The 19,092-nt window shown below is 62.7% G+C and carries 21 protein-coding genes, 2 tRNA genes and 1 pseudogene; 16 read left to right on the top strand and 8 right to left on the bottom strand.

Going from position 1 to position 19,092, the window contains the following annotated elements; genetic code table 11:
* Window positions 1-30: 30 nt before the first annotated feature.
* The gene (gene gnd / locus FZF13_RS07895; protein WP_024922351.1) at window positions 31-1,044 is read left to right on the top strand and encodes a phosphogluconate dehydrogenase (NAD(+)-dependent, decarboxylating); all 1,014 of its coding nucleotides are present in this window, start codon (window positions 31-33) and stop codon (window positions 1,042-1,044) included.
* 13 nt (window positions 1,045-1,057) lie between these two features.
* Entirely contained in the window at window positions 1,058-2,443 is a 1,386-nt protein-coding gene (gene zwf / locus FZF13_RS07890; protein ID WP_024922352.1) for a glucose-6-phosphate dehydrogenase, read from the top strand.
* Between the two features lie 517 nt (window positions 2,444-2,960).
* Here the strand turns inward: zwf and FZF13_RS07885 are convergent.
* Together FZF13_RS07885 and FZF13_RS07880 are read right to left on the bottom strand one after the other, a co-directional pair.
* Window positions 2,961-3,707, bottom strand: a complete 747-nt coding sequence (locus tag FZF13_RS07885) for a class I SAM-dependent methyltransferase (protein WP_024922353.1) — start codon at window positions 3,705-3,707, stop codon at window positions 2,961-2,963.
* Between the two features lie 24 nt (window positions 3,708-3,731).
* Window positions 3,732-4,625 (bottom strand): DMT family transporter, encoded by an 894-nt coding sequence (locus FZF13_RS07880; RefSeq protein WP_024922354.1) that lies wholly within the window; start codon window positions 4,623-4,625, stop codon window positions 3,732-3,734.
* A gap of 265 nt (window positions 4,626-4,890) precedes the next feature.
* On the opposite strand from FZF13_RS07880, the gene FZF13_RS07875 reads away from it, so the two are divergent.
* The 4 genes and pseudogenes from FZF13_RS07875 to FZF13_RS07860 form a co-directional block, all read left to right on the top strand.
* Entirely contained in the window at window positions 4,891-6,093 is a 1,203-nt protein-coding gene (locus FZF13_RS07875; protein ID WP_024922355.1) for a GGDEF domain-containing protein, read from the top strand.
* 312 nt (window positions 6,094-6,405) lie between these two features.
* A tRNA-Arg gene (locus tag FZF13_RS07870) sits at window positions 6,406-6,482 on the top strand.
* A gap of 354 nt (window positions 6,483-6,836) precedes the next feature.
* A tRNA-Arg gene (locus FZF13_RS07865) sits at window positions 6,837-6,913 on the top strand.
* A 230-nt stretch (window positions 6,914-7,143) separates the two neighbouring features.
* A pseudogene (locus FZF13_RS07860) lies at window positions 7,144-7,284 on the top strand (4Fe-4S dicluster domain-containing protein); the annotation flags it as partial.
* 135 nt (window positions 7,285-7,419) lie between these two features.
* Here the strand turns inward: FZF13_RS07860 and FZF13_RS29420 are convergent.
* Together FZF13_RS29420 and FZF13_RS07855 are read right to left on the bottom strand one after the other, a co-directional pair.
* Window positions 7,420-7,545: a hypothetical protein gene (locus FZF13_RS29420; protein ID WP_281350931.1), complete on the bottom strand. Its 126-nt coding sequence runs from the start codon at window positions 7,543-7,545 to the stop codon at window positions 7,420-7,422.
* A 172-nt stretch (window positions 7,546-7,717) separates the two neighbouring features.
* Window positions 7,718-8,629: a LysR substrate-binding domain-containing protein gene (locus FZF13_RS07855; protein ID WP_244466410.1), complete on the bottom strand. Its 912-nt coding sequence runs from the start codon at window positions 8,627-8,629 to the stop codon at window positions 7,718-7,720.
* 56 nt (window positions 8,630-8,685) lie between these two features.
* Between FZF13_RS07855 and FZF13_RS07850 the strand changes: the two genes are divergently transcribed.
* Both FZF13_RS07850 and FZF13_RS07845 read left to right on the top strand, forming a co-directional pair.
* A complete protein-coding gene (locus FZF13_RS07850) occupies window positions 8,686-10,188 on the top strand; it encodes an NADP-dependent isocitrate dehydrogenase (RefSeq protein ID WP_343039656.1) in 1,503 nt (500 codons plus the stop codon).
* 61 nt (window positions 10,189-10,249) lie between these two features.
* Window positions 10,250-11,566: a bifunctional folylpolyglutamate synthase/dihydrofolate synthase gene (locus FZF13_RS07845; RefSeq protein WP_047558514.1), complete on the top strand. Its 1,317-nt coding sequence runs from the start codon at window positions 10,250-10,252 to the stop codon at window positions 11,564-11,566.
* A 47-nt stretch (window positions 11,567-11,613) separates the two neighbouring features.
* Here the strand turns inward: FZF13_RS07845 and FZF13_RS07840 are convergent, their stop codons facing one another.
* Genes FZF13_RS07840 through FZF13_RS07830 form a run of 3 tightly spaced genes read right to left on the bottom strand, consistent with a single transcriptional unit; the run spans window position 11,614 to window position 13,374 of the window.
* Window positions 11,614-11,925, bottom strand: a complete 312-nt coding sequence (locus tag FZF13_RS07840; RefSeq protein ID WP_047558512.1) for a P-II family nitrogen regulator — start codon at window positions 11,923-11,925, stop codon at window positions 11,614-11,616.
* An 18-nt stretch (window positions 11,926-11,943) separates the two neighbouring features.
* On the bottom strand, window positions 11,944-12,939 hold the full coding sequence (locus FZF13_RS07835) for a sodium-dependent bicarbonate transport family permease (RefSeq protein WP_047558509.1): 996 nt from the start codon (window positions 12,937-12,939) through the stop codon (window positions 11,944-11,946).
* A 45-nt stretch (window positions 12,940-12,984) separates the two neighbouring features.
* Window positions 12,985-13,374 carry a hypothetical protein gene (locus FZF13_RS07830; protein ID WP_150978951.1) on the bottom strand — a complete coding sequence of 130 codons (390 nt, stop codon included), beginning with the start codon at window positions 13,372-13,374 and terminating at the stop codon, window positions 12,985-12,987.
* Between the two features lie 373 nt (window positions 13,375-13,747).
* Between FZF13_RS07830 and FZF13_RS07825 the strand changes: the two genes are divergently transcribed.
* Window positions 13,748-14,092 (top strand): helix-turn-helix transcriptional regulator, encoded by a 345-nt coding sequence (locus FZF13_RS07825; protein WP_052224931.1) that lies wholly within the window; start codon window positions 13,748-13,750, stop codon window positions 14,090-14,092.
* 66 nt (window positions 14,093-14,158) lie between these two features.
* Here the strand turns inward: FZF13_RS07825 and nhaR are convergent, their stop codons facing one another.
* Window positions 14,159-15,064 (bottom strand): transcriptional activator NhaR, encoded by a 906-nt coding sequence (gene nhaR / locus FZF13_RS07820; protein ID WP_047558889.1) that lies wholly within the window; start codon window positions 15,062-15,064, stop codon window positions 14,159-14,161.
* A 113-nt stretch (window positions 15,065-15,177) separates the two neighbouring features.
* Between nhaR and FZF13_RS07815 the strand changes: the two genes are divergently transcribed.
* The 7 genes from FZF13_RS07815 to FZF13_RS07785 all read left to right on the top strand — a co-directional run bounded on the left by FZF13_RS07815 (window position 15,178) and on the right by FZF13_RS07785 (window position 19,087).
* On the top strand, window positions 15,178-15,507 hold the full coding sequence (locus tag FZF13_RS07815) for an HPF/RaiA family ribosome-associated protein (RefSeq protein ID WP_206078112.1): 330 nt from the start codon (window positions 15,178-15,180) through the stop codon (window positions 15,505-15,507).
* Window positions 15,508-15,514: 7 nt separating this feature from the next.
* Window positions 15,515-16,105 carry a hypothetical protein gene (locus FZF13_RS07810; RefSeq protein WP_052224914.1) on the top strand — a complete coding sequence of 197 codons (591 nt, stop codon included), beginning with the start codon at window positions 15,515-15,517 and terminating at the stop codon, window positions 16,103-16,105.
* 64 nt (window positions 16,106-16,169) lie between these two features.
* The gene (locus FZF13_RS07805) at window positions 16,170-16,349 is read left to right on the top strand and encodes a DUF465 domain-containing protein (RefSeq protein WP_047558881.1); all 180 of its coding nucleotides are present in this window, start codon (window positions 16,170-16,172) and stop codon (window positions 16,347-16,349) included.
* Between the two features lie 3 nt (window positions 16,350-16,352).
* Window positions 16,353-16,649, top strand: a complete 297-nt coding sequence (locus tag FZF13_RS07800; RefSeq protein ID WP_047558503.1) for a TFIIB-type zinc ribbon-containing protein — start codon at window positions 16,353-16,355, stop codon at window positions 16,647-16,649.
* 166 nt (window positions 16,650-16,815) lie between these two features.
* A complete protein-coding gene (htpX, locus tag FZF13_RS07795; protein WP_150978950.1) occupies window positions 16,816-17,706 on the top strand; it encodes a protease HtpX in 891 nt (296 codons plus the stop codon).
* A gap of 76 nt (window positions 17,707-17,782) precedes the next feature.
* The gene (locus FZF13_RS07790) at window positions 17,783-18,631 is read left to right on the top strand and encodes a universal stress protein (protein WP_150978949.1); all 849 of its coding nucleotides are present in this window, start codon (window positions 17,783-17,785) and stop codon (window positions 18,629-18,631) included.
* A 51-nt stretch (window positions 18,632-18,682) separates the two neighbouring features.
* Complete coding sequence (locus FZF13_RS07785; protein WP_150978948.1) at window positions 18,683-19,087, top strand: hypothetical protein; 405 nt, start codon at window positions 18,683-18,685, stop codon at window positions 19,085-19,087.
* Window positions 19,088-19,092 lie beyond the last annotated feature (5 nt).

The following is a 19,092-nucleotide window of genomic DNA, read 5'->3' as shown; positions in this document are numbered from 1 at the left end:
CAGGCCAATTTCAGCGAGCAGGAAGCGAACATGCAGATCGGAATGATGGGACTGGGCAGGATGGGCGCCAACATGGTCAGGCGCCTGCAGCGCGACGGCCATGAATGCGTCGTCTACGATATCAACCCGGCCAGCGTCGAAGCCCTGGTCAAGGAAGGTGCCACTGGCGCCGGCTCGCTGGAGGAGTTCGTCGGCAAGCTGGCCAAGCCGCGCGCGGTCTGGCTGATGCTGCCGGCCGCCATCACCGGCAAGGTCGCCGACCAGGTGGCGGCGTTCATGGACAAGGGCGACATCATCATCGATGGCGGCAATTCCAACTATCGCGACGCGGTCGACCAGGCGGCGAAGTTCGCGACCAAGGGCCTGGCTTTCGTCGATGTCGGCACCAGCGGCGGCGTCTGGGGGCTGGAACGCGGCTACTGCCTGATGATCGGCGGTCCCGACGATGCGGTGAAACATCTCGACCCGATCCTCGCTTCGCTGGCGCCCGGCGCCGACCATGGCGCCAATCCCGACAAGGCGGCGGGCACCGCGCCTTTCGGCTACCTGCACTGCGGCCCGAGCGGCGCCGGCCACTTCGTCAAGATGGTGCATAACGGCATCGAATATGGCGTCATGGCCGCCTATGCCGAGGGCGTGAATATCCTGAAGGCCGCCAATTCCGGCAAGGCCGACCGCAGCGCCGACGCCGAGACCTCGCCGCTCAGCGAGCCGCAATATTACCAGTTCGACATCGACCTGCCCGCGGTCACCGAAGTGTGGCGCCACGGTTCGGTGATCGGCTCATGGCTGCTCGATCTCACCGCCAGCGCGCTCAAGGCCGACCCTGCGCTGGCGCAGTTCGGCGGCCGCGTCTCCGATTCCGGCGAAGGCCGCTGGACGCTCAAGGCCGCCATCGACACCGGCGTGCCGGCGCCGGTGTTGTCGTCGGCTCTGTTCGACCGCTTCTCCTCGCAGGGCGAGTCCGCCTTCGCCGACAAGCTCCTGTCTGCGATGCGTTATGCCTTCGGCGGCCATCTCGAAAAGCCGAAAAACGGCGCGTGAGGGGATAACGACCATGGCTGTTGCGGCTGAACCCCGATCCGACGTGCTTGTGCTGTTCGGCGCCACCGGCGACCTGGCGCACAAGAAGATCTTTCCCGCGCTCTATTCCATGGTGGCGCGCGGCCACCTGACCGAGCCGATCATCGGCATCGCCTTCGACAGTTGGACGGTCGAGCAACTGGCGGCGCGCGCCCGCGACGGCATCCAGGCCGCGATCGGCACGGTGGACGAGGCGGTGTTCGCCAAGCTCGCCGGCCTGCTGCGTTATGTCAGCGGCGATTATCGCAGCCAGGAAACCTTCGACAAATTGAAGGACGCGCTGACCGGCTTCCGCCACCCGCTCTATTATCTGGCCGTGCCGCCGTCGATGTTCGAGCCGGTGGTGCAGGGGCTGGAGCAGTCGGGCGGCGCCGCCGGCGCCAGGCTGATGGTGGAAAAGCCGTTCGGCCGCGACCTGCAGTCGGCGCGCTGGTTGAACCGGGTGCTGCACATCGTCTTCGACGAGAACTCGATCTTCCGCATCGACCATTATCTCGGCAAGGAGGCGATCCAGAACCTGCTCTATTTCCGCTTCGCCAACTCCTTCCTCGAACCGATCTGGAACCGCAACTATGTCGAGAGCGTGCAGATCACCATGGCCGAGGATTTCGGCGTGCAGGGGCGCGGCAAGTTCTACGACGAGGTCGGCTGTATCCGCGACGTCATCGAGAACCATCTGCTCAACATCCTGCTCTTGCTGGCCATGGAGCCGCCATCGGGCCGCTCGGCCGAAGACCTGATCGACGAGAAGGTGCAGGTCCTGAAGGCCGTTCGCACGCTGGCCAAGGACGATGTGGTGCGCGGACAGTTTGCCGGCTATCTGCAGGAGCCGGGCGTGGCGCCGGGCTCCACGGTGGAGACTTTCGCCGCGGTGCGCTTCCTCGTCGACACCTGGCGCTGGCAGGACGTTCCGTTCTTCATTCGCGCCGGCAAGAACCTGCCGGTGCGCGCCACCGAAGTGGTGGTCAAGCTGAAGCGGCCGCCGCTCGACGTGTTCGACGCCATCGCGCCGGACGAGGCCAACTATCTGCGCTTCCGCATCAACCCGGAAATCTCCATCAGCATCGGCGCCCGCCGCAAGCTGGCCGGCGACGAGATGGTGGGCGAGCAGGTGGAGCTTTCGGCCGTGGACGATTCGGCCGGCGACATGGAGCCGTATGAGCGCCTGATCGGCGACGCCATGAACGGCGACATACGCCTGTTCACCCGCCAGGACGCCTCCGAGGCTGCCTGGCGCATCGTCGGGCCCGTGCTGGACGACAAGAGCCAGCCGGCGATCTACGAGCCGGGCACCTGGGGTCCGGCCGAGGCGATGGCGAAGTTCGGGCCGCCGAACGGCTGGGTCGATCCGGCGAAGTGAGCGCCTACTGCATCGGCCAGAAAATCGGAATCGATTTTCGGTAGGCACGATGCAGCAGATTCAAAATGTTAGAGCGTCCTTTGCGCGTCCAATCGGACGCGCGGCGCTCTAGCGACTGCATAGAAAAAGACCGGGACGCTTCGAGCGTCCCGGCCGAAGCTGAGGCGCCAGCGCCTCTCGGGAGGGAAGAACACAACCGGTGGAACGGGAGGAATCACCGGAAGCTTTTTTCAGCTTGCGCCCGGAAACGCCCATTGGCGAAGCATGGAATTCTGTTTTTTCCGCCATTCGCGCAAAATCCGGGGTTATCCACCGGGCAATCACAGGCTGCGTGGAAAGGCGTTCTGTAGCGAGGGTTGATGCTGTGGGGTGGAGTCTCCTTCTCCCCTTGCGGGAGAAGGTGGCCGAGCCGAAGGCGAGGTCGGATGAGGGGTGCTGGAAGAAACGAGGCGCTTCAGAATGAGCGTTCGGTAAACTCACCGCACAACTTGCACGGTAGCACTCCGTCCAACACCCCTCATCCGCCCTCGCCTTCGGCTAGGGCACCTTCTCCCGCAAGGGGAGAAGGGAAGGCGCTGTGCTCAGCGCTAAACGCAAACACGGTCGCCGGCGTCCCGGCACCCGCTTCACCGAAATCCGATACCTGATATTCGGCGATCGCCGCCAGCCTCTGACGGGGCAGATGGGCACGGCCCGGATCGCCGACCAGAACGGTGATGCCCATGGCGAGGCAACGATCAAGGAAGGCGGTGACGCGCCGCGCAAGGCTTCGGTCATAAAACAGGTCGCCGACCGTTATCAGGTCGACGGATGGCGGTTCTCCGGCGGTCAGGTCGGCCTGCAGGGTTTCAAACGTCACATCGTTCAACGCTGCATTGAGGCGTGCTGCAATGATCGCATGCGCGTCGATGTCCACGCCCGTCACACTGCTGGCGCCGGCCCTGGCGGCGGCGATGGCGACAAGGCCGGAGCCGGTGCCAAGGTCCAGCACAGCCCGCCCGCGAACTGTTTCAGGATGGTCGAGCAGATAACGCGCCAGCACGGTGCCGCCGGCCCAATGATAGGCCCAGTAAGGCGAGCGCCCCGCGCCGGTCGACCCGCCGGCCATTTCCGCGAGACGCCGCAACCCGCTCGACGGCTGTGCGCCATGCAGCCGGATTTCGGCAATGCCGGGAACTGGCGCCAGCGGCAGATTGGCCAGGATGAAGGCTGTTGCATCGGCTTCGGGCGTTTCGGCCGGCTTGGCTGGCAAGGGCAGGGTCATGGCTCTCAGCCTAGCGCGGCCGCGTCACTTCATGAAGATCAGCGCCATGCCGGCCACCACCAGTGCCGCACCCGCCCACGCGCCTGCTGCCGGCCGTTCGCCGGTGCGCAGCCACAGCAGCGGCAGGATGATGACGGGCGAGGTCGCCGACAGCGTCGAGACGATGCCGACCTTGCCGCCGGACAGCGCGAACAACAGCAAGGTCATGCCGATGGCCAGCGCCAGAATGCCGGTCAGCGCCGTCAGGGCCGCCACTTTCCACGTCAGCGGGCCTTTCGGCTTCAGCGCCGGGATGGGCAATTGAATGAGAATGCTGAGGAACGCGGCCGCGATGCCGACCCTGAGCATGGAGGCGAGGAACGGATCGATGCCCGTCGCCATGACAGGCCGGGCGATGATGGAGCCGATGGCCTGGCCGGTTGCGGCGCCGAGGCCGAGCGCGACGCCGATCCAGAGCGGGCCCTTGACCGTTTCCCATTGATGCAATTGCGAGCGGCGCTTGCCGAACAGGATGGCGAGCAGCACGCCGCCAACGATCAAGGCGATGCCGAACACCGCCTTCGTGCTCAGCGTTTCGCCAAGCAGCAGCCAGCCGAGCATCGCCGCGATGGGCGCGTTGAGCGCGAACAATATGCCCGAGCGCCGCGGGCCGACCCGGTTCAGCGTGGCGAACAGCAGCGTGTCGCCGATGAAGATGCCGATCAGGCCCGACGCCAAAAGCGGCCACACATTGGCTGCGTCGAGTTCGCGCCAGGCGCCGGTGGCAAGCACGTAAAGCGCCAGCATGGCGGTGACGAAGATCTGCCGGACGCGGTTGAAGGCGGGCGCGCCGAGATGACCGGCCGGCCCCGCCGAGATGATGCCGGTGAGCGCCCAGCAGACGGCGGCGCCGAGCGCCGCGAGTTCGTGGATGGGCATTTCGCCTCGCCGGGTTCTGCGACGGCCGCCGTACCGTCATGGTGGTTGCGGCGTTCGGCCGTTTGCCTATCGATACTCCGCTTCGCGGCGCCGCGGCGCGCCGATTGTGTGGAATTCCGGTTCGTCCACAGGCGCGTGGGCGCAACGAAGCGACATTCGAAGCCGCAACGGCCGGCATTGTCGCGGATTTGAAACAAGATGGAGACATCATCTTAACAGGCGGGCAAGCCGCGGTCCTTAGGAGGAGGGTCGAGGGGCCGCTCTTATGAAACTCGACTTTCTGACACTCTACATCGTCATCCTGCTCAACTCGCTGACGGTTGCGATCATCTGGGGCGCGATTGCCTATCGCTATCGCAATTTCGCGGCAGCGCGCGTCTGGCTGGGCGCCTGCGTTCTTTCCACAATCGGCGGCTCCGTGCTCGCCCTCCAGGGCAATGAGGGCAGCTATGTGCCGGCCGTGGTCGGCAACGGCTTCGTCATCTACGGCTTCTGCCTGTTCTGGGTCGGCGTGCGTGTGTTCTACGGCCTCTCGGGTGGTTGGAAGGCAAGTGCCGCCATCACCGCCGGCAGCCTGTTCCTGCTCGTGCTTTTGTTTGGAAGCCTGCAGGGCCGCAACCTCGTCTATGCAGGCGGCCAGTCGGTTCCGCTGGTCATCGCCGCCTATTATCTGATCAGCCAGCAGCGCCGCGATCTCGGTGCCATGATCGCCGCCACCGCCATGATCGTCGGCGTGCTCGGCCATGTCATCGAGAGTGGCCTGAACATCGGCCTGATGCTGGGCAACGTCGACCAGGATTTCTATTCCACGATCGAATCCTACGCGCTGTTGTGCGTCATCTTCTCGGGCGTGGTCTGGAATTTCGGCTTCACCGTCATGTCGATCGGCCGCCTGCGCGAGGAACTGGCCGAGATGGCGATGACCGACGACCTCACCGGCGTGCCCAACCGCCGGCAATTCCTCGCCACCTTGCAGGGCGAGGATCAGCGCTCGCGCCGCACTGGCCGCCATTTCTCGCTGATGCTGATCGACATCGATCATTTCAAGCGTTTCAACGACACCCACGGCCATGCTTTCGGCGACCGCATCCTGCGCCAGTTCGGCGCCATCGCCACCGCCACCGTGCGCTCGAGCGACACGGTTTTCCGGCTTGGCGGCGACGAGTTCGCCATCCTGTTGCCGGAGACGACCGCCCGCCAGGCGGAAAAGGTGGCCGCGGCACTCGTCGCCACCGTGCGCGAAGGCAGCGGCAAGGCCGAGGACGACGAGCGTTTCACCATCAGCGTCGGTGTCGCCGAATGGTCGCCCGACATCTATGTCGCCGCCGTCGACCTCACCGCCAAGGCGGACGAGGCGCTCTACCGCGCCAAGGCCGCTGGGCGCGACGACTACGCAATTTCGGGGCTGAAGAACCGCAAGGCGGCGATGCAAAGCCACCTCAAGCTGGTGGCGTCGAACGCTTCGTGAAGGCTACCTGTCTCGGCGGTTGCGGTTCGCCTAGCCGGCAGCCTGCTTCAACGCAGGCAGGAAATGACTGAGCCAAAGCGCCGGCGCCAGTCGCAGAGCGTGCCCCCAGCGCCCTCCGGAAGGTATGGCGTAGAGTCTGCTGGTCGTCTGGCTCGCCAGGTGCCGCCGCTCTTCATCAGCACACTGCTATCTCTCAGCATGCGCTTCACTACCATTCCATTTCTGCGTTGAAGCTTCGGGCGGCTTCCGCTAAGAAGCCGTTGCTGGCGGCATTCGCCGGCCGGTTTTCCAGGCCATCCTTCGGCTTCGAAAGCACCCGTAGCTCAGCTGGATAGAGCGCTGCCCTCCGAAGGCAGAGGTCGTGAGTTCGAATCTCGCCGGGTGCGCCATTTTCTCTCATATTTCCGGGCACTTAGCAAGATCGTTTTTTGTTCTCGCCGCGCCCGAATCCGTCGCGGAAGCACCACGGAAGCAGCGTGAGACGTAGTCTGGCGTGCTGCGGCGTAGCGCGCGTGAGACGTGCGAGCGAAACGCGCAAGCTCAGACATTCGCTTCTGTGCGATGCTTGTCTGCTGCCGGCATTCCTTCGCGCGATGGCATACCGTTCGAGCAAGAGTTACGCGCGTGATGGTTTTTGCGGTGAGAATGGGGATCTCGGTTGCGCGTGATCGATCGAACTGGGATAATGTCTGGTCTACGTCGATTGACCGACGCGAGGTCGCCGCGTTAGTAGCGCACTTGATGCACCCGTAGCTCAGCTGGATAGAGCGCCACCCTCCGAAGGTGGAGGCCGCACGTTCGAATCGTGCCGGGTGCGCCACCTACGCTAGGCTGCGACCGCTAACCCTACGATGCGATGCCATACGCATGTGCATCCGATCGTCCTCCCACGAGGTGCCGCCCCAGCGTTGATGAAATTGATAACTACATTTCCGCTGGGGCGCTATGATATTCGAGCCGCGCACTCGCGGCAGCGTCCGCCGGCATCCGAAACTCCGCAAAGCCACTACGACCGATCGCAGATGGTGGGCTGAGAACGACGAAACCGAGATCTACAAGCGCGAGGAGGACGGTGTCGTCCTCATAGACCAGCATAAGTGCCGCGGCTGACGCATGTGCGTGTCCGCCTGCCCCTACAAGAGGATCTACTTCAACTGGTCTTCCGGAAAATACGAGAGGTGCACGCGCTGCATCCGCACGTTGAGGCGGGTATCGGTCGCGACGAACTACTGGACGCTCAGGCCGCACTTAATGGCAAAGAGAAACTTCTCGATCAATGACGACGGCCGTTGCCAAACGGCATCTGCCAAGGTTCGAAGCGGGTTCTTATTGCGGCGGCGCGGGTTGCGGTGAGCCACCGAAGCCGAACCAGCCGGTGGCATAGCCGATCACGATCAACACCACGGCTAAGGCGATCAAACCTAACCAGAGGTTCCTGCCCGAGAAATTCATCGTTGGCTCCTCCCCCGCCTGTCGCGAGATTAGGGGTAGGTACTGATCTACGCTTCAGCGCAGTGCACCACCCCAAATGTACAGTAGCCCAAGTGCGGACTCTTGAGAAGACGATCAACGAATCCATGACATCGCGTTACGGGTGCGACTGGCCATCAAAGTGAAGCACGCCTCAATGTTCAAGCTCTCGAACGATCGTGTCTCGCAGCCGGGCAGCAGCGGGGTTCAGGTCAGGTGCCTCGATCAGCGCCATCTCCGTGTCCTTCAGGTCGGGAAGTCCAAGAGCTTCATCGTTGAGAATGGCGAGATCCGTTGGCACCATCTCCTTTGGCAACACGGTGATGCCGAGGCCCGCACGAACGGCTGCGTGCGTGCCGGCCAAGGAGCCGCACGTATAGGCGACACGCCAAAGGCGCCCCATCGTGTCGAGCGTATCGGTTGCCCGCTTGCGGTAGACGCACGGCCGCGGCGAGACGATGAGCGGAAGCGGGCCCTCTGTCTCTGCGATCTGCCGGTCGGCGGCGACCCAGACCAGCGGTTCCCGCCACACGCGGATGCCGCCCATCGCGCCTGAGGGCTCCCGTTTGACCAGCGCGATCTCGAGACCGCCAGCCCGGAAGCGCTCGAATACCTCGAGCGTCAACTCGCAGGTCACTTCCAGGGCAACCCGGGGATGGGCGCGCGCGAACTTGGCCAGCACGCTCGGCAGGTGGCTGGTCGCGAAGTCCTCTGGCGCTCCGAGGCGAACGACGCCGGAAAGTTCGCGCTCGGTAAAGCGCCCGACCAACTCGTCGTTGAGGCGCAACAGGCGCCGGGCGTGGTCCAGCAGCAACTCTCCCTCGCTTGTCAGCGACAGGTGTCGGGGAGTCCGTTCGAGCAGCTTCGCCCCGAGGCTGTCCTCCAAACGCTTCATTTGCAGCGAGATGGCCGACTGGCCGCGCCGCAGCCGCTCGGCGGCCCGCGAGAACCCTCCGCATTCCACAACGGTCACGAAAGCGCGCAAGAGGTCGGGATGGATATTCATGCACGCATCCATGATGTCATTGACGATCGCAATCTTAGCGTCGAGAACAATCAATTTCAACAATTCATCCTTGGTCTCTATCCTGCCTTCGTTCAGAGACGCACTAGGAGGGATCGATGATGAGCACTCGGCTCATGTTGGAAGGCCTTACCGACTTGGAGAACCCGTCCGGGAGGCATGGCGCCGTTCCGGTCACAGTCGCCTTCGGTGACGGCATCGGGCCGGAGATCATGAAAGCCAGCCTCAAGGTCCTGATTCGGGCCGGCGCGAACATCGCCATCGAACCGATCGATATCGGAGAGCGCCTCTATCTTTCAGGCAACACCTCCGGGATCGGACCGGAAGCCTGGGATAGCCTGCGGCGCACCAGGGTCTTCTACAAGGCGCCGATCACGACGCCGCAGGGCGGCGGCTACAAGAGCCTCAACGTGACGGTGCGCAAGACCCTCGGCCTGTTCGCCAACGTCCGGCCCTGCGTCGCCTATCAACCCTTTATCGCGACGAAGCATCCCGGCATGGATGTGGTCATCATTCGCGAGAATGAGGAGGATCTATATGCGGGCATCGAGCATCGGCAGACCGACGAGGTCTACCAGTGCCTGAAGCTGATCTCGCGGCCGGGTTGCGAGAAGATCGTCCGGTACGCTTTCGAGTACGCGCGCGCGCACGGCCGCCGGAAGGTCACCTGCTTCACGAAAGACAACATCATGAAGATGACCGACGGCCTGTTCCACACGGTCTTCGACGAAATCGCCGCTGACTATCCCGGTATCGAGAACGAGCACTGGATCGTCGACATCGGCGCAGCGAAACTGGCGGATACGCCGCAGGCCTTCGACGTGATCGTTATGCCCAATCTCTATGGCGATGTTCTGAGCGATGTAGCCGCCCAGATCGCAGGCTCCGTCGGCCTCGCGCCGTCGGCCAACATCGGCGAGCAATGCGCCATGTTTGAAGCGATCCACGGCAGCGCACCGCGGCGAGCCGGCCAGGATGTGGCCAACCCCTCCGGCCTTCTCTTAGCCGGTGTCATGATGCTGGCGCATATCGGCCAAACCGAGGTGGCCAGACGCGTGCACAATGCCTGGCTCAAGACGATCGAAGACGGCATTCATACCTATGATGTTTTCAAGGAAGGCGTATCCAAGCAGAAGGTCGGCACAGCAGCCTTTGCCGAGGCCGTGATCGAGCGGCTTGACCATACGCCGAAGACGTTGCGCAGTGTCGCGCCTGGCGCTGCGTCAAAGCCTTTCGCCGTGCCGCAGGCCCGGCCAAAGAAGCCGGCTAAGAAGGAATTGGTCGGGATAGACGTCTTCGTCCATGCAACCAAGCCCGTGGACGAACTCGCCCGCGATATGCAGGCGGCGACCAACGAATTGTTCGCGCTCACCATGATTACCAATCGGGGCGTCAAGGTCTGGCCGGATGGTCTGCCCGAGACCTTCTGCACCGACCACTGGCGCTGTCGCTATCTCGCGCGGCCGAGCAAGCAATTCAACAAAGCGATGATCGTGGAACTGCTCAAGAATCTCACCTATACGGGTGTCGACTTCATCAAGACTGAGCATCTTTACAATTTTGATGGGGAGCCAGGTTTCTCACTTGGTCAAGGTCAATGAAGAATTCGCGCTAGGCTCAGGACCTGTTAATTCGTTAATTGGCGGGCGAGTGTGATTCAGAGTGGTTGCAGTTGATGTCGTCCTTGCGCGCTTGCTCGCGCTCCATCCCAAGCGGATCGATCTCTCGCTCGACCGCATGTGGTGCCTTCTTGGCCGGCTTGGCCATCCTGAGCGCCGCCTGCCGCCGGTGATTCATGTTGCCGGCACCAACGGCAAGGGTTCGACCGTTGCATTTCTGCGTGCGATCTTGGAAGCGGCTGGGTTCGGCGTACATGTTTACACCTCGCCGCATCTGGTTCGCTTCAACGAGCGCGTCCGTCTTGCACGGCTGGGTGGCAGCGTGCTGGTTGAGGATGACGAACTGGCGGATGCCCTTGCGACCTGCGAACGCTTGAATGCCGGCGATCCGATCACCTTCTTTGAGATCACCACGGCGGCGGCTTTTCTGCTCTTTGCACGCAATCCCGCCGATGTGCTTCTGCTTGAAGTAGGCCTGGGTGGACGGCTCGACGCGACGAACGTGGTCGACTGCGCGCTCGCGACCGTAATCACTTCTGTCTCGCATGACCATCACGAATTTCTGGGCGATACGATCGAGCTGATCGCGGCGGAGAAATCGGGCATTCTCAAACGCGGTGTGCCGGCGATAATCGCACCGCAGTCGCAGCAGGCGCTCACGGTGATCGAACGACACGCCGAGCGTCTCCGCACGCCGCTGCGGATTGGTGGCAAGCACTGGAGAGCGACGCCTGATCGCGACCGCATGGTCTTTCGGGACGGCAACGGAATCATGGAGCTGCCTGCGCCGCGTCTGGTTGGCCGTCATCAGCTCGATAACGCAGGCACGGCGATAGCAACGCTACGCTGCATTCATGCGCTCAGGATTCCGGACACAGCCATTGAGCAGGGGCTCACCAGCGTCGAATGGCCAGCTCGCATGCAGCGCCTCGCCCGTGGCCGGCTCGTAGAACTCGCGCCGGAAGGCGCTGAACTATGGCTGGATGGCGGCCACAACCCTGACGGCGGCCTTGCGGTGGCGAACGCTCTGGCCGATCTTGATAGGCGCGTCTCGCGGCCGCTCATACTCGTCGTCGGCATGCTCGCGAACAAGGACTGCCAAGGCTTTCTCATGAACTTCGCCGGCCTTACCCGTACCGTCATCGCAGTGACAGTCCGGCAGGACACGGCTTTGCCAAGCGAGGAGATCGCGCATATAGCTCGCGGCATCGGCATTTCGGCGGAGACCCGCGACAGCATCGCGGAAGCGATTGCCGCCATCACCGCGCTTGGCCTCGATCCGGCACCGCGAATCCTCATCACCGGTTCGCTCTATCTTGCCGGAGAGGTGCTTGCCGCGAACGGCCTACCATCCACTTGAGTGGTCAGACGTGGCGCATTTGGAAGGGATGCCCTGCCACTGCTTGCTTAGAAATGCTCGTCGCGAATAACCTCGACGTCGGAAACCACCACGATCCCGGCGTAGTTTTCGAGGAGCGGCTGCGATTGTTCGACGATCAGGTTCGCGATCTCTTCGGCAACGATGACGATGATGAGCATGTTGCGGAACACGTCCGAGAGATGTCCTTCATCTCGGACGCCGCGGTTGCCGCGGCCGGAGACGTCGGGCACGATGGTGTAGCCCTTGGCGCCGACCGCCTCGATCATCTCGATGATCGCGCGGGCGCGCGCGGCCTCCACGACAATATCGATCCTCTTCTTCCGGTAGAGCTGCACCATAGGGATGTTCCTCTTGCTTCACATGCCTGCAATCCATTGTGCGGCCGCGTGGTAGAGTGGGATTCCGACGATCAGGTTGAACGGGAACGTTACGGCCAAGGACAGGGGGACATAGATCGCCGGATTGGCCTGCGGCAATGAGAGGCGCATCGCCGCGGGAACCACGATATAGGAAGCGCTGGCCGCGAGCACGGCGACAAGCGTCATGCCGCCGAGAGAGAGGCCGATGGCATGGGATGCGAACAGCCCGATTAAGGCTCCGATGAGAGGCATATAAAGGCCGAACGCCACCACCGGCCAGCCCACCGCTCTGAAGTCGTGCAGTCGGCGTCCGACAAGCAAGCCCATGTCGAGAAGGAAGACGGCAAGCACGGCCTTGAACGGATCGACGATGGCCGGCGCCATAACGGTCATGCCATTGTCACCAGTGATCCAGCCGATCGCCAGACTGCCGCCGAGCAACACGACGCCGCCGCTCAGGAACACCTCGCGGGCGACTTCTCTCGAAAAGAAAGGCGCGCTCGACGTGGTCGGCGCGGCGGCGCTAGAGCGACGAGCAAGTAGAAGGCCGGTCACGATGGCCGGCGTCTCCATGAGGGCGAGCATTGCCACCACGTAGCCCTCGTAAGGTATGGCACGGTATCCCAGAAAGCCGGTCGCCGCGACGAAGGTCACAATGCTGACGGAACCGTAGTGCGCCGCGACGGCGGCCGCGTTCGGAATATCGAGCCGTGTAGCGGTGCGGAGCAAGGCATAAGCAAGAACAGGCAGGCTGAAACTGAGCACGAGCGCCAGGGCCATCGCGACCGCGACTGTGCCGGCCACGCCGTTGGTAGCGAGCTCAACGCCGCCCTTGAAGCCGATCGCCAGCATCAGGTAGAGCGACAGGCCCTTGCTGATTGGCTCGGGGATGGCGAGATCGGATTTGAGCCAGCCGGCGGCGACACCTAAGGCGAAGAACAGCACCATCGGTGACAGGAGGTTGCCGATGGCAAGCTGGAGCAACGTATCCACAAGGACGCTTCCTATTGTATGCTGGTCAAGATGTGAGAAAGGAATTCAAAGTGCTCGGTCGCGTTCGGCAGGTCCAGTGAGCGCCTCCCACGCTCCAGTCGCTGTGTTCCACGTCAAGGGTTGACCGATCAGGCCCGGGAACAACTCTCGCAGCCGCTCGGTATGAAGCAAAGCAGAACGGCAGTTGTCGTCCGCATCGAAGACAGGAATAAACTGCAGAGTCCTGGGCTGTTGGTGTGGCGCCTGCTCCTCGATCAGGGCTGACACCAGTGTTTTGCGTGTCGTAACGAGGTCGGATGATTTCCTTGCATGATCAGCATCAACCCAGCACAGGCACCATATTCCACTCACGCCGACGCTTTCGCGAATCTGGAATTGGCACGCGCGAGAAGCCAAGCCCACGCCGCATATTTCAGGCAGCGCGTCCACCATCACGGGGTCTATCCATACTCCGACCAACCGCCGGTCCTGTTGCGCATGCACTGTCGGGAGCCGCGCGCGCTGAAATGCCAGAAACTCTCCCGCCTCCCGGCAAGCGCGGGGAACGTCATCACTGGACCGGACCAGGAGCAAGAAGCAGTTGGCGAAGTCTGACACCGGCAGCACTCCTTGATTGCCCCTCTGGCGTCGGGCGGTTCGTATGCGTCTGGCGGTATGACCCGGTCAGGTCGCGCCATCGCCTTCCGGACACGGGTGACCAGGACATGATTAACCGTTATTGCCCCTACATACGAACTTCATAACACGATATAAAAGACACGAAATCAGTTTCGCACTTTCCTTATAGGGGCTCTCGCGGATGCAGGCAATGGCAAACTCCAAATCTGATACCTCCTCTGCCAGCTGGACCTTTCTGACCAACCACGCCCATGTGCTGCTCTGCCTGGTCGAGAAGCCGGCAGCGAGAATGCGCGAGGTTGCAGTCCGGGTCGGCATCACGGAGCGCGCCGTGCAGCGCATCGTCGCCGAATTGGAGGAGGCAGGGTATCTCAGCCGCATGCGTGAAGGTCGCGCCAATCGCTACCTCGTCCATGACAACTTGTTCCTCCGGCATCCGGTCGAAAGCCATTGCACCATCGCCGGACTGATCGGGATGGTGACCGGAAGACGAGCGCACGCCCAACCCTCTCGCAAAGGCGCTCGCCGGGCTTGACCGCATCTATCTTTGTCTTCGTCGTGGGCGATTGCGGCGAGCGATCCGCTTGAGACGAGACAGGGGCTAGCGCTTGTCGTCGACGAACAGTTCCGTCTTCGCTGCTTCGCTGATCGCCACGACGGCCGGATGGGTCAGTTTGCGTTCGATGGAGATGGCGTAATATTTTGCTGCGACGCTGTCGGCGCGGCCGATGATTTCAGCTTCATATTGGCTGCGAATCTCGTCGGCCAGTACTGTCGGTGCAGGGAAAATACCAGCACCCGCCTTGCCGAAGGCCTTCATCAGCGCGGTGTCGTCGAACTCGCCGACAATGCGCGGTTCGATCTGATGTTCACTGAACCACCGCGTAAGCGCCCCCCGCATGGTTGCGCCATCGCTCGGGATGAGCATGGGGGCGCCGTGGAGGGATCGTGGAAAATCCTTCCGATAGCGTGCGACTAGTGGGCGCACGGCATAGAAGGCGATCGGTGTGCGCCCGAGAGCGTGGCTGTAGCCTTTCACCCCCAGTTCGGAGGGCAGCGGCCGGTCGGCGATCACGAGATCCATCTTGTGGATGGCGAGTTCCGCGAACAGCCGATCCAGCTTGTCTTCCCGGCAGATCAACCGCACACGCCCGGCACTAGTCAGTGCCGGAGCGAGCAGGTGATAGGCCATCGACTTCGGCACGACGTCCGCCACCCCTACCCGTAAGAGCATGTCGCTGCGGCCGGGGCGGTTGCGCACCGTCTCCTCCAGCTCTCTTCCGATCTGGAAGATCTCGTCGGCGTAGGAAAGGGTCAACTGCCCCGCCGCAGTCAATTCCAACCGCCGCCCGGCGCGGCGGAACAGCTCGGTTCCGAGCGCTTCCTCCAGCGTGCCGATCTGGGCGCTGATGGTCTGCGGCGCCAGACGCAGCTGCTCGGCGGCGCGCGCAATGCTGCCGGCCTTCGCGACCTTCCAGAAATAGTGCAGCTGCTTGTAATTCAACACGGCCGGCCAATCCAATCAGCAGTTTTTTTCGACTGAAACACACCGGATTATCTGCTTTTTTTGATGATCGATCAAGCCTAGATACTGCGCGAACTCGGCTGGTGGATGGAGGAATGATGAGAATCGCGATTCAAGTGCGTAACGCGGACCTCACAGAGGAGCTGCGTGAGCATGTGGAATATCGGCTGGCATTCGCACTGTCGCAATTTCCAGAGCACATTCGCGGCGTTGCCGTAGTCTTGTCCGATATCAACGGACCGAAGGGCGGCATAGACAAGCGCTGCAGTCTGCGCGTTCGGCTGAACGGGCGGTCAGATATCGTCATCGAGGAGACAGAGGCGGACTTTCATGTCGCGGTGAATCGCGCCGCGGATCGGGCCAAGCGGACTCTGGGGCGCCGCCTGCGGCGCGTGCGCGACACCTTCAGTGAACGGGCTTCGTGAGGCGGTGATGCGCAGCCCCCTCCATAAGCATCGGTTTTCGGCGCTGGCCGTCTCGGCTTTGAGCAAGGTGCGGGCGCGCACCTGGCTGATCCTGGTTGCCGCCGTTGTCGGGATCCTCGGTCTGGTGACCTGGGCCGGGATCGCGTTGCTGTCCTGGTTGTGGGGGCAGTTTCCGACGGCAACCGAGGCAGGCAGGCGCCTTGCCAACGATGCGGCGACGCAGATCGAACAGGTGGTGCCAGGCCTGAAAGAACAGATCGGACAGTGGGTGCCGGATCTCGCGGAAAACCCGCCGGCGAGCGACGTCAGCGGCACCGATGCGGGGCCCGTGCCGCGCTTTCCCGGCCTGGTGCGCAGCTATTTCGCGCGCGGGGAGAAGACGGTCGAGGTCCGCTATGCCGGGCGCGCCGCTTTTGAGGCCGTGCGAGCGCACTACGTTCAAGGCTTCGCGGCCGCAGGATACGCCCATGAGGTGGTGAATGGATCGCCCGAGGCCGAACATCACCGCTTCAAGCGCGACCAAGAGTCAATCGATCTCTTGCTGTTCCGCCAGGTGGAGGAGCGTGTGGAGATTCGTTTGACGGTTCCGGCTCAGTAGGAATTTGGCGAGGAGTACCGCGAGGACCACATCTCAAACAACCAACCGGAGAAAGGCTATGAGTATGAGTGCTTTGATATACAAGCTGACGGTCGTCCACGGCCAGCTCGACGATGCGATTCGACACGAGCACAAGCGGCGTTTTCCCGACGGCATCAGACTGCTGCGGCTGAAAAAGCTCAGGCTCGCGGTGAAGGATCGCCTGCAGTTGCTCGTCCGCTTCGGTCGGCAGGAGAGGGTTTGAACCATGCGAACCGAGGAAACTGTGGCGGCGATGCCCTGTCCGACCTGCAAGACCGGGTTGGTGCTGTCCGACCGACAAGGCGTCGAGATCGACTATTGCCCGACCTGCCGCGGAGTGTGGCTTGACCGGGGCGAGCTCGACAAGATCATCGCTCGCAGCACCGAAGATGCGTCGCCTGCAGCCCGCACGACCGGGTCGCGCGAAATCCGTGAGCAACGCCACTACGACGATGACGATGATCATCGCAGCTACGGCCACAAGAAGCGCAAGAGATCCTTCTTGTCAGACTTTTTCGACTGAGGGGAAGCGCCGTGCGCGCCACGCGGATGGCCGGACGACGACGGCAGACGTGGAGCATCAGCGCTTCAGGCGCAGCGGCAAGAGGTCAATCGCTTCGCCGCTACGCCGAGTTGGGCGCGTGGGACTATGAAGATTCTGGTCGCAGACATTTCGTGAGGAGCGCCGGGTGAAACGCATTGCGCTTTTTCTGGCAACCAATTTGGCCGTGGTGCTGGTGCTGTCGATCACCCTGCGCTTGCTGGGGGTCGAACCCTACCTCAACGAACAGGGCCTCAATCTCAACGCTTTGCTCATCTTCGCGGCCGTCTTCGGCTTCGGCGGCGCCTTCATTTCCCTTGCCCTCTCGAAATGGACGGCCAAGCGTGCGGTCGGCGCCCAGGTCATCTCCCAACCGAAGACGCCGATGGAACAGTGGCTGGTGCAAACCGTCGCCCGCCAGGCCCAGGTCGCCGGCATCAAGATGCCCGAGGTTGCGGTCTACGACTCGCCGGAGGTGAACGCCTTTGCCCCCGGCATGAGCAAGAATGCCTCCCTCATCGCCGTGTCGACTGGCCTCTTGCAGCAGATGAGCCGGGAAGAGGCCGAGGCGGTGCTCGGGCACGAGGTGTCGCACGCCGCCAATGGCGACATGGTGACGATGGCGCTCATCCAGGGCGTGGTCAACACCTTCGTCATGTTCCTGTCGCGGGTGATCGGCCATGTGGTTGACCGGGTGGTGTTCAGGACCGAGAGCGGTCACGGTCCTGCTTTCTTCGTCACGATGATTGTCGCCGAATTACTGCTTGGCGTCCTCGCATCGATCATCGTCTTGTGGTTCTCCCGCCAGCGGGAATTCCGCGCCGACCGGGGTGGCGCCGAGCTCGCCGGCCGGCGGCACATGATCGCCGCCCTGCGCCGTTTGGCGGCGCTGCAGCCGGCGTCTCTGCCGGACAAGATGGCCGCATTCGGCATTTCGGGGACGGCACGGGGCGGACTGATGCGCCTGTTCAGAACGCATCCGGCTTTGGAAGAGCGGATCGCAGCGTTGGAAAACGCGGATAAGGAATTTGCAAGGTGAAGATGAAAGCGGACGCAAGGTGAGCCGTGTGATGCGGTCAATGTGAAGCAGCAGATCAATTGAGGAGATAAGAAGAATGGCTTTCAAGGACGCCTTGCTCCAGTTGAGCAGCTATCCGGAGCCGACGTCGGCCGCGGCAATCGAGCAAGCTGTCGTCTTCGCCGGGGCGCTGGACGCGCGCATCTCAGCGCTCACTTTCAAAATAGAGATTCCGACCGCCCGTAACGTGCTTGCGAATACGCTGCTCGACATCCCGGGAATGGTTGCGGCCGAGCGGCAGAAAAGCGCGGCCAATGCCCAGGCTCTGATCAGCACGTTCAAAGGCATGGCGACGAAGCGCGGCGTTCCACACGAGCAGATCGTCGAGTCGTGCACGACCTCGCAGCTGGCGGCCATCGTGACCGAACATGCCAGGATGCACGATATCACGATGATCCCGATCGGCGAGCAGGCGACGCTTCAGCAATATGTCGCCGAGAGCGTGATATTCGGCTCTGGACGCCCCACGATTATCCTCCCCGAAGTACCAGAACGCAGTGGTTCCTTGTCTTTCGACGTCGTCGGAGTGGCTTGGGATTTCAGCCGGGCCGCGGCACGGGCGGTGGCCGATGCCCTCCCGATCCTGGAGCGTGCCAAGACGGTGCGGGTGGTGACGATCACACAGGAAAAGACGATTGATACGAACCACTCAAGCGCGGACCTGGCGAAGCATCTCGCCTTTCATGGCATCGAGGTTGTCCTGGAGGAGGAAGAGGCCGCCGGGCGGACGATCGGGCAAGCTCTCAAAGAATATACGACCGCGCATGCAATCGACCTGCTCGTGATGGGGGCCTACGGGCACTCCCGCCTGCGCGACTTCATCCTGGGTGGCGCGACGAAGACCATCATCGCCCACCCGCCATCGCCGGTGCTCCTGTCGCATTGAGGTGTCGCGTCGACTGCTGCGCGACGGCGGAGAGCCAGGACGACAACGCCAATGATCATCAACGGCTATGGGCTGGTGGTCTTTGCGGCCGGCACGGAGAGAGCCATGATCTTCAAACTCGCATCCATTCAGGGGTTTTGCGCGCCAGCGGTGCGTCAAAAGAACCCTGTATATTCTCGTTCGCATGCGACTGGCGGTCACCGTCAGCCCACAGCTGCCGGCACCGCCAAGGTGCTGGATCGGCAGCTTGCGCCCCGGCCGCATTCACACTGGCACGTCAATCCTGCCATGGGTCGCACTGAATGTCGCTGGTGCGTCGAGGACGACTTGCCGCGCGACACGGGTTGGCAGCAACTCGGCCTGATACACGCAGTTTACCAGATGAACCGCGCGGAAATCCTGAGAGCAACGGCCGAAACAACTCCTATGATATACGAAGGTATATCGACGCGATAGGCACC

Origin of the sequence: Mesorhizobium terrae, from assembly GCF_008727715.1 — a bacterium.
In the GTDB taxonomy this organism is placed as follows: domain Bacteria; phylum Pseudomonadota; class Alphaproteobacteria; order Rhizobiales; family Rhizobiaceae; genus Mesorhizobium; species Mesorhizobium terrae.
This window is presented reverse-complemented; position numbering and strand designations above follow the sequence as displayed.